Origin of the sequence: Flavobacterium algoriphilum (assembly GCF_048158655.1) — a bacterium.
Taxonomy (GTDB): domain Bacteria; phylum Bacteroidota; class Bacteroidia; order Flavobacteriales; family Flavobacteriaceae; genus Flavobacterium; species Flavobacterium algoriphilum.
In genome coordinates, this window is record NZ_JBLNKY010000007.1 from 1 (window position 1) to 13,857 (window position 13,857).

The window sequence follows — 13,857 nt, forward strand, 5'->3', positions numbered from 1 at the left end:
CAACTATCAAATCAGCCCTGTCTTCGCCAATCTGGCCTCTGGCAGCTATAATGTAACGGTAAATGATGCTCTCGGATGTACTTCCGCTGCAACCCCAGCGGTGCTTCTCAGTGCTCCGCCAGCATCGGTAGCGATTGTTTATGCAGGAGTCTCATTCTGTACTACGACAACCACTGCAGCCGTTACTTTAACCGGAACAGGAGGCGGAACATTTAGTTCAACCGCAGGATTAACAATTAATGGCACAACAGGGTTAATAACACCAAGTGCGAGCCTTGCAGGTACGTATGTCGTAACATATACCATTGCGGCGAGCGCAAGCTGTCCGGCAGTAGTGGCTAACAAAAGTGTAACCATTACGGCAGCGCCAACGGCAACCATTGTTTATGCAGGAGCGTCATTCTGTACTACGGTAGCCACTGCAGTTGTAACCTTAACAGGAACGGGGACTTACCTAGGCGGAACATTTAGTTCAACCGGAGGATTAATAATTAATGGCACAACAGGATTAATAACACCAAGTACGAGTGTTGCAGGTACGTATGTCGTAACCTATACCATTGCTGCGAGTGCAGGCTGTCTGGCAGTAGTGGCTAACACATCAGTATCAATTGAATCTTGTTATGTTGCGGAAGGATGTACTTTGGGATATTGGAAAAATCACACCAATAGATGGTGTTCAACCTATACCCATTCAATGTTGTTTGGTAGTGTGTTTACAAATGCCCCAAGTCTTGCTAATTTAACTTTATTACAAGCTCTAAATTTAGATGGTGGAGGTATTTATAATTTAGCTCGTCAAGGGGTAGCCGCTTTACTGAATGCTTGTAGTGATGAAGTTGATTATCCAGAACCTTATTCTATTAGTCCTCAATTGGTAATAAATGCTGTTAATGCGGCGTTTTTAACTGGAGGAAAAGCGCCGGGAGCATTAGCAACTCAATTGAACATTCTTAATAATTCAGGTTGTCCTTTAGGAGGAACTCGTGCTACAAAAAATTCGAAAGAAGCTGATTTCACAGCCTACCCAATACCATTCAAAGAAAGCATCACCATTCGTTATGACTTTGATTACATAACAAATGCAAAAATAGAGATATTTGATGCGCTAGGGGTATTGTTGATGACATACGATGATTCGGATGCTTACTTTAACAAAGAAGTGATTTTACACACCAGATTTAGTCATAGTGAAGCACAAATATTCTTTATTAAAGTGATTACAAATAAAGGTGCTATGACTAAAAAGATAATCTCTAGTAAATAATTTAATCGACTTATTTACTTAAAAAACACTTGTAAAATAAGTGACTATTAGGTAGAGAAAGAATGCAGATTACATGAAATTCAAAGAGAAGCTGAAGAAAAAATAAGAAAAGAATTTGAAGCACGAAAAGAGAACATTTTCATAAGACACACTCTGCTAGAAAAAAAATAAAAAAAGAAAGTAAATTTAAGTTACGGTTTCAAAAGTCAAGTTCAGGCTCTGTTTTTTGAAAAAATATCACCCTTATATTTTCAATTCAGAATCCGGATGTAAAATCAGTTATGCACAACTCAAGACGAGTTGGATTGTATTTTTTCAAAAAAAATGGACTTCTTTTGAAACCTCCGCTAATGCGACTACTTTCTTTTTTTCCTTTTTTTCTTTTGAAAAATCGATGAATGAGTGGAAGTTGAAACATCCCTTGAGAGTACTATAGCTCGCTGCAAATGCTGCACGGCCTATATAAAGCCCTACCCCAGGCATCCTGACAATTTTCAACAGCTAGTATGTAATTTCACCACATTCTAAAAGCTTTCATTAGAGATTTTTTATCTTAAATTTTGGTTTTTGCAACATCAAAAATAATTATGAGCCATAGAAGCAGTGATGCACTAGGCGGTTATCCACCCCGTCAACATATATGGGAAAATGAAAATGGTAGCGAAATTTCTAAGTTAGATACTTGTTTGAAATTATTTTGATGGAGGAAGTCTTATATTTTAAACAAACAAAATGGCTTAAAAAAAAATAACCCACTGATTATCAGTGGGTTATTTAGTGAAGGCAGAAGGATTCGAACCTTCGACCGCCTGCTTAGAAGGCAGGTGCTCTATCCAGCTGAGCTATGCCTCCATTACTCATGTAAAAAAATCTAGTCGGGGTGGCAGGATTCGAACCTGCGGCCTCCTGCTCCCAAAGCAGGCGCGATAACCGAGCTACGCTACACCCCGAAGTGCAAAAAAATTAAGCGGAGGGACAGGGACTCGAACCCTGGCATCGATTGCTCGATGACAGTTTAGCAAACTGCTCCATTACCACTCTGGCACCCCTCCAAGCTCAAAGAAACGTGTCCTGTTTTGCGGTTGCAAATTTAAGACATCTTTAGACTTCTCACAACTATTTGAGGTCTTTTTTTTAATATTTTTTATCATTTTTACAAAAACACTTCACAATCAAATATATAGAATCAAAATAAATTTAAAAAAAGATAATGATATAATCTAAATTTGAAATTGTTCAAAAAAGATTAAATTTGCTTCATAAACCAACATTCTATAAGTTATGGACAAAAGAGTTGTTATCGTTTCTGCCGTTAGAACACCTATCGGAAGTTTCATGGGGGGATTATCTACAGTTACCGCTCCAAGATTAGGCGCAGTCGCTATTAAAGGTGCTTTGGAAAAAATAAATTTAGATCCAAATTTAGTTGACGAAGTATTTATGGGCAATGTAGTTCAAGCCGGCACAGGACAAGCTCCTGCACGTCAAGCAGCTCTATTTGCCGGTTTACCAAATACCGTTGCCTGTACCACAATAAATAAAGTTTGTGCTTCTGGAATGAAAGCTATTATGTTGGGCGCGCAAGCAATTCAATGTGGCGATGCTGAAATTGTAGTTGCTGGTGGAATGGAGAACATGAGTATGATTCCACATTATATGCACTTGAGAAATGGAACTAAATTTGGTCCTACAACTATGATTGACGGCATGCAGAAAGACGGACTGACTGACGCATACGACAACAGCGCTATGGGAGTGTGTGCTGACTTATGTGCTGCAGAATATAAATTTACCCGTGAAGACCAAGATAACTTCGCAATTCAATCGTATGAACGTAGCACGAAAGCATGGGATTCTGGGAAATTTGACAATGAAGTGGTTCCTGTTCCAGTTCCACAACGAAAAGGAGATCCTATTGTAGTTTCTAAAGATGAAGAATACACTAATGTAAAATTAGATAAAATACCATCATTAAACCCTGTTTTCACAAAAGACGGAACCGTAACTGCAGCCAATGCATCTACTATAAATGATGGAGCAGCAGCGGTAATATTAATGAGTGAAGAAAAAGCGGTCTCTTTAGGTCTAAAACCTTTAGCATACATTAATGGTTACGCCGATGCAGCACAAGAACCAAAATGGTTTACCACTACTCCATCTAAAGCAATTCCTAAAGCTTTAGAAAAAGCAGGAATAGCAATTGGCGATGTTGATTATTTTGAATTCAATGAAGCTTTTGCCGTTGTAGGTTTAGCAAATTCAAAAATTCTGGGATTAGATGACAGCAAAGTAAATCTAAACGGTGGCGCTGTATCTTTAGGACATCCATTAGGTTGTTCAGGAGCACGAATCATTGTTACGTTAATAAATGTTTTAGAACAAAATAACGGTAAATTTGGAGCTGCTGCAATTTGTAACGGCGGTGGCGGTGCTTCAGCAATTGTTATCGAAAGAGCCTAAAAAAATTATAAGTTATGGGTTATGAGTTTTGAAACTTATAACCCATAATTATTAACTCATAAACCAACCCTAAATGTTCGGAATTTGTAATCTAGCCATAATCCCACTTCGCTTTGAACCCAGTGACAGAAGCGAAATTGTTTCTCAAGTTTTATTTGGCGAACATTTTGAAATTCTAGAACAATTAAAACAATGGTCCCGAATCAAAATGCAATATGATGATTACGAAGGCTGGGTAGATTTTAAACAATACCAACTGATTTCCGAATCCAGTTTCAATCAACTCTCTGAAGATGCAAACATTTTGAATGCTGATTTAATAGAATACATTACAGCACCAAATAATATATTAATCCCAATTCCATTAGGTTCATCGGTATCATTTTTAAATTATAATGAAATCAATACTTCAAATTTTGATTTTGAAGGAACTAAAATTAGCGGTATAAAGACTAAAAAAGGTTTGATCAACACAGCCTTCCTATATCTAAATGCTCCTTATCTATGGGGAGGAAAAACACCATTTGGCATTGATTGTTCCGGTTTTACACAAATGGTTTATAAACTCAACGGATATAAATTATTACGCGATGCGTCACAACAAGCAACGCAGGGAGAGCCTTTGAGTTTTATTGAAGAAAGCGAGCCCGGGGATTTAGCTTTCTTTGACAATGAAGAAGGCAAAATCATACATGTAGGAATCATTATGGAAGACAACTATATCATTCACGCCAGTGGAAAAATACGGATAGATAGATTAGATCATCTCGGTATTTATAATCCCGAAATAAATAAACATACTCATAAACTTCGCGTAATTAAAAAAATAATTTAAAAAAAACCTATCAAGAATTATTTTCGAGATAGGTTTTTTAAAATCTTTTTAGAAAGAATTATTACATTTTAGCTTTCAATGCTTTTTTCTTCTCAGTCATTTCTAATGCTCCGTAAACATTTAACAAAGTAGCCTTAACTTCTTTATTTGATGGATCCAATTCACTTGCTTTTTCCAAAAATGGCAAAGCATTCATAAATACCACTTCTCTCTGTTTTTTAAGAACCAAATAACGCTTATTATCCTTTTCTGAGTTTCCTAATTTATTCATTTCCTCAAAAAGTTTTTTATCAGCATCCAGTTTCAAAATTGCTAAATTAAGATAGGCATTTACATAATCTGGTTTTATTTCGATGGCTCTCTTATAATATTTCTCAGCTTCAACAGTATTATTGGCAGTTGTACTTATCACTCCTAGATTAAAAATTAAATCGGCATCATTAGGATTTTTTTCTAATACTTCTGAGATTAATTTTTTATAAGTAACATAATCTTTCGTTTCTAAATATAAATTAGCTTCTGTCAAAATCAATGAAGTATCATCCGGGTTTGCAACTCTGGCAGTAGCGATAGCTTTTTTAGCTTCTTCAGTTTTTCCGTTTTGAACCAAAATTAAAGCAATATTTTTATATATTTCTCCTCTTTTGGAAGGGACAGCCTCAGTTCTTGGTTTTTCATGAGTTCCCAGTTTCACCATTCTGTCTCTTTCTTGAGCTGTAGCATAAACATCTTCTTCACTAGATAATTTATTCATCGCAAAATAACTCGTTCCTTTTCCAGAATAGTTTAAGTTTTTCAACTCATCATATAACTTAAGTGCTGAATCATATTCTTTAGCATTTATATAAGTAGAAGCTGCATAATATAAATTAATAGTGTCATTTTTATCTAACAAATAAGCATCATATAATTTTTTAGCACTATCCGCGTGTTTATCAATTTTAGAATCTGCAATCGCATTATTAATTAATTTAAATTTTATCTGCGTAATTGAATTAGCAGCTTGAGTAGAAAATTTAACTTTTCCAGAGGCTTTTTCAACAGCAATTAAATCTTGATACGCTTTTGCAGCAAGTGAAAGATTTTTATTGATGTCAACATTCTTATTTGCTAAGTCTAGCAAAGCATTTCCTTTTATAAAGAAAAACTGTGCTTTCTCAACATCAGTGGCATTAGTAATCAACGATTCAGCACCTTGTAAAATTGTTGCCGCTTCTTGAGAATTTCCGCCTTTCATAGCTTTTTCTGCAGCTTTAATTTGATCTTTTTGAGCAAAAGTAGCTACTGATATCAATAATGCTGATGCAAGTATTACATATTTACTTTTCATAATATTCTTGTTTTTGTTTTAATAATTATTTTTTTTACATTTTTATTTTTATGCTTCATCATCAGAATCTTCGTCTTCGGCATCATCTTCAGAATCCTCGTCCTCTTCAGAATCATCCTCATCATCGTCTTCCTCTGTCCCTTCGTCTTCAAGTACTTCTAAAACTGGCTTAACTCTTTCAATAGCCTCTGTTTCAATAATATTACCTTCTTCATCAACAACAACTTCAGCCACATCGTCTTTCATTACTTTTGTAACTGCTGCAATTGAATCTTTACCTTTTAGATTAATCAATTTAACACCTTGAGTGGCACGACCCATAACGCGTAAATCTTCAATAGCCATTCTGATAGTCAATCCAGATTTGTTGATAATCATTAAATCATCGGCATCAGAAACTGCATTGATGGAAATCAATTTTCCTGTTTTCTCGGTAATATTAAGGGTTTTAACACCTTTTCCTCCACGATTTGTAATTCTATAAACATCTTCACCATCTTCGTCAACTAATTTGGTACGTTTACCATATCCGTTTTCAGTTACCACTAAAATTTGTGAATCAGTAATATCATTTTTATCAACAGTAACCATGCCAATCACTTCATCAGTATCATCTTTAAGCGTGATTCCACGAACTCCAGAAGCTGTTCTTCCCATTGGACGGGTTTTAGTTTCTTCAAAACGAACTAATTTACCAGATTTCACAGCCAAAATAATTTGGCTTTCTCCATTGGTTAATTTGGCTTCCAATAATTCATCACCTTCCTTAATCGTAATTGCAGCAACACCATTAACTCTGGGTTTAGAATATTTCTCTAAAGATGTTTTCTTAACCTGACCTTTTTTGGTTACCATAATAAGGTTATGGCTATTGATGTACTCTTTATCTTTTAAATCTTGGGTACAGATAAATGCTTTTACTTTATCGTCACTTTCAATATTTACCAAGTTTTGGATTGCTCTACCTTTAGCCGTTTTACTTCCTTCCGGTATTTCATAAACACGCATCCAGAAACATTTCCCTTTTTGGGTAAAAAACATCATATATTGATGATTCGTTGCCACAAACATGTGTTCTAAGAAATCTTGATCTCTTGTTCCAGCACTTTTTTGACCAACTCCTCCTCTATTCTGAGTTTTGTATTCCGTAAGATTAGTACGTTTAATATAACCTGCATGCGAAATTGTAATTACCACATTTTCATCTGCAATTAAATCTTCAATACTGACATCTCCTCCTGAATATTCAATTACAGAACGACGTTCATCTCCATATTTATCACGAATTTCAGTCAATTCTTCTTTAATCAAAGCAATTCTCAAGTTTACATCTGCTAATAAAGCTTTCAAATGCTCTATTAACTTCATGATTTCATCGTATTCTGTTCTTAACTTATCTTGTTCCAGACCTGTTAATTGTCGCAAACGCATTTCTACAATGGCACGAGATTGAATATCTGATAAATTGAATCTTGCGATTAATCTTTCTCTTGCTTCTTCGGTACTTTTTGAAGCTTTTATTAAAGCAATCACCTCATCAATATTATCGGAAGCGATAATCAAACCTTCTAATATATGCGCTCTTGCTTCCGCTTTTTTCAATTCAAATTGCGTTCTACGAGTCACCACATCATGACGGTGTTCAATAAAATAATGAATCAAATCTTTCAGATTCAACATTTGCGGGCGCCCTTTTACAATTGCAATATTGTTTACACTAAACGAAGATTGCAATTGTGTAAACTTATAAAGTGTATTTAAAACCACATTTGGTGTAGCATCGCGTTTTAAAATATAAACGATACGCATCCCGTTTCTATCCGATTCATCACGGATATTTGCAATTCCATCTATTTTTTTGTCATTTACCAAATCAGCCGTACGCTTAATCATATCGGCTTTGTTGACTTGATAAGGAATTTCAGTAACGATAATACACTCTCTTCCGTCAACTTCTTCAAAACCTACTTTAGCACGCATTACAATACGACCTCTACCTGTTTTAAATGCTTCACGAACGCCTTCATATCCATATATGATACCACCAGTAGGAAAATCTGGCGCTTTAATATGCGTCATCAACTCGTCAATCTCAATATCATTATTGTCCATGAAAGCTAGCGTACCGTTGATTACCTCGGTTAAGTTATGAGGTGGCATATTAGTAGCCATACCTACTGCGATTCCTGTTGCCCCATTTATTAATAAGGTAGGAACACGAGTTGGCATAACTGTTGGCTCTTCTAGTGTGTCATCAAAATTCAATTTAAAATCAACCGTCTCTTTATCGATATCCGCCAAAATTTCTTCCGAAATTTTACGCATCCTAGCCTCCGTATAACGCATCGCTGCAGGACTATCGCCATCTACAGAACCAAAATTACCCTGACCATCAATCAATAAATAACGCATACTCCATTCTTGTGCCATACGAACCATGGCATCATAAACAGAGGTATCACCGTGTGGGTGATACTTTCCAAGAACTTCCCCGACAATTCTTGCTGACTTTTTATGGGCAGATCTTGAGTTAACCCCTAAATCATGCATTCCAAATAATACTCTTCGATGTACTGGTTTCAAGCCATCTCTAACATCTGGAAGTGCTCTGGATACAATTACGGACATCGAATAATCGATGTAAGCAGTTTTCATTTCATCTTCAATGTTAATAGGAATTAACTTTTCTCCTTCAGACATAAGTTGTTATATTAAAAAATTATATTAGTTTCAAAACGTGCCAATATACGGCTTTTTGAAATTTTTGAACTTATTTTGACCTACTTATTTCAATGATTTATTAACAAATTAATCTTCACTTTTAGTTAATAAATTAAGGGAAATTTAACTGTACTATTATTAATATTTTTGTCTATTAGCTGACAGTAGTTGTTAAAGGAACGATTTTTGTTTTTCAATTACTAATTCACTAAATTTACTATATCAAATATATATTATGGATGATAATTTTTCACCAAGAGTAAAAGATGTTATTACCTATAGCAAAGAAGAAGCTTTGCGATTGGGTCATGACTTTATAGGAACTGAACACCTGATGCTGGGTATTTTAAGAGATGGAAACGGAAAAGCAATACAAATATTGAATAACTTATCTGTCGATTTAGATCATTTACGCAGAAAGGTGGAAATCCTAAGCCCCGCAAGTCCAAGCGTAGAAGTTAATATTGAAAAGAAAAATTTACACTTGACACGCCAGGCAGAACGAGCGTTGAAAACGACTTTTCTTGAAGCAAAAGTATTTCATAGTTCGTCTATTAGTACAGCGCATTTATTGCTATGTATTTTAAGAAATGAAAACGATCCAACAACCAAGCTATTGAATAAACTTAAGATTGATTATGATGTAGCTAAAGAACAATATTTAAATATGACTCCAAGCGAAGAAGAATTTTTAGAAAACTTGCCAAGAAACGAATCGTATAATGACGATTCAGGACAAGATGACAGTCTTAAAGAAGGCAACTTTAATAATCCTGCCAATAAATCAAACAAAAAATCTAAAACACCTGTTTTGGATAATTTTGGTAGAGATTTAACCGAAATGGCCGAAGAAGGAAAGTTAGATCCTGTTGTAGGACGTGAAAAAGAAATCGAACGTGTTTCTCAAATTTTGAGTCGTCGCAAAAAGAACAATCCACTACTGATAGGGGAACCTGGAGTAGGAAAATCAGCTATTGCCGAAGGATTAGCTTTGCGCATTATTCAAAAGAAAGTATCCCGAATCCTTTTCAACAAACGCGTTGTAACATTAGATTTAGCAAGCCTTGTCGCTGGTACAAAATACCGTGGACAGTTCGAAGAGCGCATGAAAGCAGTAATGAATGAATTAGAAAAGAATGATGACATTATTCTTTTCATAGATGAAATTCATACCATTGTAGGAGCTGGTGGCGCAACAGGTTCATTAGATGCATCTAATATGTTCAAACCTGCATTAGCAAGGGGTGAAATTCAATGTATTGGCGCTACAACACTAGATGAATACCGTCAATATATTGAGAAAGATGGCGCACTGGAAAGACGTTTTCAAAAAATAATTGTGGAACCAACATCTGTTACCGAAACGATTACGATTTTGAACAATATCAAAAACAAATACGAAGACCATCACAATGTTACTTATTCTCAAGAAGCAATTGAAGCTTGTGTGAAATTAACGGACAGATATATGTCGGAGCGTTTCTTACCCGACAAGGCTATTGACGCATTAGATGAAGCAGGTTCAAGAGTTCACATTACTAATATTGAAGTTCCAAAACAGATTTTAGATTTGGAACGCCAATTAGAAGATGTACGAGAATTAAAAAATGTTGTTGTTAAAAAACAAAAATACGAAGAGGCTGCCAAACTTCGTGATGACGAAAAAAAGATTGAAAAAGATTTAGCAATTGCTCAGGAACAATGGGAAGAAGATGCTAAAAACAATCGAATTGAAGTTACCGAAGACAATGTAGCCGATGTGGTTTCTATGATGACTGGAATTCCTGTAAATCGTATTGCACAAACTGAAAGTAACAAACTAGCTAAACTACCAGACCTTATCGAAGGAAAAGTTATTGGACAAAGAGAAGCGGTAATGAAGATTTCTCGTTCTATCCAAAGAAATCGTGCTGGATTAAAAGATCCGAACCGACCAATTGGTTCTTTTATTTTTTTAGGACAAACTGGTGTTGGTAAAACACAATTGGCTAAAGTATTGGCAAAAGAATTGTTTGATTCTGAAGATGCGTTAATTCGTATTGACATGAGTGAATATATGGAAAAATTTGCGATCTCTCGTTTAGTTGGTGCGCCTCCGGGATACGTGGGTTACGAAGAAGGTGGACAATTAACAGAGAAAGTAAGAAGAAAACCATATTGTGTTGTATTATTGGATGAGATCGAAAAAGCGCATCCTGATGTTTTCAATATGCTATTACAAGTGCTTGATGATGGATATTTAACAGATAGCTTAGGTCGAAAAATTGACTTCAAAAACACTATAATCATCATGACTTCAAATGTTGGAGCCAGACAATTAAAAGATTTTGGTCAAGGAGTTGGTTTTGGTACTGCAGCTAAAGTGGCTCAAGCCGATGATAATTCGAAAAGTATCATTGAAAATGCATTGAAAAAAACTTTCGCCCCTGAATTCCTTAATAGAATTGATGATGTAATTGTGTTCAATGCTTTAGAAAAACATGATATTGATTTGATTATTGAAATCGAATTGAAAAAATTATATGCTCGTGTTGCAGAATTAGGGTATCAATTAAATCTTTCTGATAAAGCCAAAGCTTTTATCGCTGAAAAAGGATTTGATAGACAATTTGGTGCAAGACCATTAAAAAGAGCTATTCAGAAATATGTTGAAGATGCACTTGCTGAAGAAATTATCACTTCAAAAATTGCTTCAGGAGACGAAATTTTCATGGATATTGAAGAAGGAGCACAAGAACTGACAGTACAAGTTCATAAAGCCGGCGAACCAACCAATCCATAAATTCTTTTGAAATTACAAGAAATATACCCGTTACGTTTTTATAACATAGCGGGTTTATTCTTTATACAAATTCGACATTTTTTGAAAACAAATATTTACATTTGGTTTTTAAAAAATAGGTCAAATAAAATTAATTTATGTCTCAAGATAAAGTTATACTGGGTAGTGAAGAATGGTGTTCTTTTCCTGAATTAGGAATTCCTACAATAAAAGCAAGAGTTGATTCAGGAGCAAAAACGTCCGCTTTACACGCTATAAACATTGCCCCTTTTATAAAAAATGAAGCAAACTGGGTAAAGTTTGATATCAATCCAATTCAAAACAATCTAAAAACGGTAATTCATTGCGAGGCTCCTTTAGTTGATAAACGTTTTGTAAAAAGTTCCAGCGGATTTAGAGAACAACGGTATGTTATCCAAACCAACTTGAAAATTGGTGATTCGATGTGGCCTATTGAAATGACATTGACCAATAGAGATTCCATGGGTTTTAGAATGCTTTTAGGTCGGGAGGCCATGAGCGGAAGAGTTCTTGTAGACCCGGAACAGAAATATCTTTTAGGACAACCTACCTCAGATATTTTAAAAGAACTTTATAAAAATTCAGAAAAAGCAAGTTCTGGTTTACGTATTGGTCTTTTAGCCAGCAATCCCGAATTATACAGCAACAAGCGTATTATGGAGGCGGGTGAAATGCGTGGCCATGAAATGCATTTTTTGAATATCAAAGAATGTTATATGAAACTGGATGCAAAAACACCGGAAATTCATTATCGTGGAGGGAAAATATTAAATCAATTTGATGCCGTTATTCCTAGAATTAGACCTAGCATCACCTTTTATGGCTGTGCTTTAACGAGACAGTTTGAAGCCTTGAATGTGTTTTGTTTAAATTCTTCTAATGCGATTACACAATCACGCGATAAATTATATTCCTTACAATTACTCTTACACAGTGGAATTGACATCCCTACAACAGGATTTGCAAATTCACCTTTGGATACTGACGATTTGATAAAAATGGTTGGAGGCTCTCCTTTAATTGTTAAATTATTGGAAGGAACACAAGGGAAAGGTGTTGTATTAGCTGAAACCAAAAAAGCAGCAGAAAGTGTAATTAATGCTTTCAAAAGTCTAAATGCTAATATATTAGTTCAGGAATTTATAAAAGAAGCCAATGGCAAAGACATTCGTTGTTTTGTAATTGACGGAAAAGTGGTAGCTGCTATTCAACGGGAAGCAATGCCAGGAGAATTTAGAGCTAACATACATCTTGGAGGAACAGCTTCAGTCATAAAAGTGACAGCTGAAGAAAAACGTATTGCGATAAAAGCAGCAAAAGCAATGGATTTGAAAGTAGCTGGTGTTGATATTATTCGTTCCTCAAAAGGACCATTATTATTAGAAGTAAATTCATCTCCAGGATTAGAAGGAATTGAAGGCGCCACCAATAAAGATATTGCAGGCGAAATGATAAAAGCAATTGAGAAAAATTTTAAATTGAAATAGTTTTAAAGAGGTTCAGTCTCACTTGCAGTTTACAGTCTGCTATGTAACTCAAAACTGAGACTGAAAACTGAGACCAAAAAACCGAAAATTAAAAACAATGAATCCATATTTCGATATTATCATTCGCAGTGCCGCCGTTTATTTTTTTATGGTTATTGCTTTGAGGTTTTTTGGAAAGAAAGAATTATCCCAACTCAATACTGCCGATGTCATTTTAATTTTGCTGATAAGCAATTCTGTACAAAACGCTATGGTTGGTACGAACACCTCTCTTTATGGTGGTATGGCTGCAGCAACAGTACTTTTTACTATTAATTTCATCTTGAAGAAATTGATGTTTAAATACAAGAAATTCAGTGATTTTATGCAGGAAAAACCGGAGATTTTAATCCACGATGGAAATCTGGATTTTAAAGCATTAAGCAAATTAAATATTTCTTCCGATGAATTAAAAGAAGCAATGCGCGAGCATGGAATTGAATTTTTTAAAGATGTAAAATTAGCTATGCTAGAGATTGATGGTAATATCAGTATTATATCCGGTAATAAAAATTTAAAACAAACCCATTACAAACGAAAACGCATTCATAAAAATTTAGCAGGAATAAACTAGATCTAAACCAACTCAAAAACATTTTCACGAATCTTTCTGCAATAGTGAAATATTTATGTTTGATTCATTCAAAACATATTTTTAATCCAAAAGCAATCTGATTTTCGAACAATTTCTTTTGATTATGGGTACATAACAATCCAAAAAGTAGAAAAAGGAACTAAACTTCTCCATCAGGTCGGTATTTTTCATCATTCCTTTTTTGTAGTTCGTATTTCAACGAACCTTCTGAATTATTTATTGATACCATCGAAGAAAGAGAAATTGTTTTAATCGATAAAAATTTCATCAATGCCGCAGCTGAAATTAGTATTTCTTTCCGACTATATGGTTTAGAAAAA

Annotated in this window: 8 protein-coding genes and 3 tRNA genes; 6 read left to right on the forward strand and 5 right to left on the reverse strand. The window is 34.9% G+C overall.

Features of this window, described 5'->3' with window-relative positions; translation table 11 throughout:
* A partial coding sequence (locus tag ACM55G_RS12040) for a T9SS type A sorting domain-containing protein (protein WP_416844187.1) occupies positions 1-1,267 on the forward strand: 1,267 nt, incomplete at its 5' end.
* Positions 1,268-2,045: 778 nt separating this feature from the next.
* Here ACM55G_RS12040 and ACM55G_RS12045 read toward each other — a convergent pair.
* The 3 genes from ACM55G_RS12045 to ACM55G_RS12055 form a co-directional block, all read right to left on the reverse strand.
* Positions 2,046-2,119 (reverse strand) — tRNA-Arg (locus ACM55G_RS12045).
* 23 nt (positions 2,120-2,142) lie between these two features.
* A tRNA-Pro gene (locus ACM55G_RS12050) sits at positions 2,143-2,217 on the reverse strand.
* 18 nt (positions 2,218-2,235) lie between these two features.
* Positions 2,236-2,319 (reverse strand) — tRNA-Ser (locus ACM55G_RS12055).
* A gap of 229 nt (positions 2,320-2,548) precedes the next feature.
* Between ACM55G_RS12055 and ACM55G_RS12060 the strand changes: the two genes are divergently transcribed.
* Both ACM55G_RS12060 and ACM55G_RS12065 read left to right on the forward strand, forming a co-directional pair.
* A complete protein-coding gene (locus ACM55G_RS12060; RefSeq protein WP_416844188.1) occupies positions 2,549-3,727 on the forward strand; it encodes an acetyl-CoA C-acyltransferase in 1,179 nt (392 codons plus the stop codon).
* Between the two features lie 73 nt (positions 3,728-3,800).
* Positions 3,801-4,562: a C40 family peptidase gene (locus ACM55G_RS12065; protein ID WP_416844189.1), complete on the forward strand. Its 762-nt coding sequence runs from the start codon at positions 3,801-3,803 to the stop codon at positions 4,560-4,562.
* A gap of 61 nt (positions 4,563-4,623) precedes the next feature.
* Here ACM55G_RS12065 and ACM55G_RS12070 read toward each other — a convergent pair whose 3' ends face one another.
* Together ACM55G_RS12070 and gyrA are read right to left on the reverse strand one after the other, a co-directional pair.
* Complete coding sequence (locus ACM55G_RS12070) at positions 4,624-5,892, reverse strand: tetratricopeptide repeat protein (protein ID WP_416844190.1); 1,269 nt, start codon at positions 5,890-5,892, stop codon at positions 4,624-4,626.
* Positions 5,893-5,940: 48 nt separating this feature from the next.
* Positions 5,941-8,592, reverse strand: a complete 2,652-nt coding sequence (gyrA, locus tag ACM55G_RS12075) for a DNA gyrase subunit A (RefSeq protein WP_416844191.1) — start codon at positions 8,590-8,592, stop codon at positions 5,941-5,943.
* A 256-nt stretch (positions 8,593-8,848) separates the two neighbouring features.
* Here gyrA and ACM55G_RS12080 point away from each other — a divergent pair, with 256 nt between their 5' ends.
* From ACM55G_RS12080 to ACM55G_RS12090, 3 genes are all read left to right on the forward strand, one after another.
* Positions 8,849-11,395, forward strand: coding sequence for an ATP-dependent Clp protease ATP-binding subunit (locus ACM55G_RS12080; RefSeq protein WP_416844192.1), 2,547 nt, complete (start codon positions 8,849-8,851; stop codon positions 11,393-11,395).
* A 137-nt stretch (positions 11,396-11,532) separates the two neighbouring features.
* Complete coding sequence (gene rimK / locus ACM55G_RS12085) at positions 11,533-12,903, forward strand: 30S ribosomal protein S6--L-glutamate ligase (RefSeq protein ID WP_416844193.1); 1,371 nt, start codon at positions 11,533-11,535, stop codon at positions 12,901-12,903.
* Between the two features lie 97 nt (positions 12,904-13,000).
* Positions 13,001-13,516: a DUF421 domain-containing protein gene (locus ACM55G_RS12090; protein WP_416844194.1), complete on the forward strand. Its 516-nt coding sequence runs from the start codon at positions 13,001-13,003 to the stop codon at positions 13,514-13,516.
* Positions 13,517-13,857: the final 341 nt, after the last annotated feature.

Excerpts from the sequence above, each read along its gene's own strand:
- ACM55G_RS12060 (WP_416844188.1), top strand. The coding sequence starts at position 2,549 with ATGGACAAAAGAGTTGTTATCGTTTCTGCCGTTAGAACACCTATCGGA.
- ACM55G_RS12065 (WP_416844189.1), top strand. The coding sequence starts at position 3,801 with ATGTTCGGAATTTGTAATCTAGCCATAATCCCACTTCGCTTTGAACCC.
- ACM55G_RS12070 (WP_416844190.1), bottom strand. The coding sequence starts at position 5,892 with ATGAAAAGTAAATATGTAATACTTGCATCAGCATTATTGATATCAGTA.
- gyrA (WP_416844191.1), bottom strand. The coding sequence starts at position 8,592 with ATGTCTGAAGGAGAAAAGTTAATTCCTATTAACATTGAAGATGAAATG.
- ACM55G_RS12080 (WP_416844192.1), top strand. The coding sequence starts at position 8,849 with ATGGATGATAATTTTTCACCAAGAGTAAAAGATGTTATTACCTATAGC.
- rimK (WP_416844193.1), top strand. The coding sequence starts at position 11,533 with ATGTCTCAAGATAAAGTTATACTGGGTAGTGAAGAATGGTGTTCTTTT.
- ACM55G_RS12090 (WP_416844194.1), top strand. The coding sequence starts at position 13,001 with ATGAATCCATATTTCGATATTATCATTCGCAGTGCCGCCGTTTATTTT.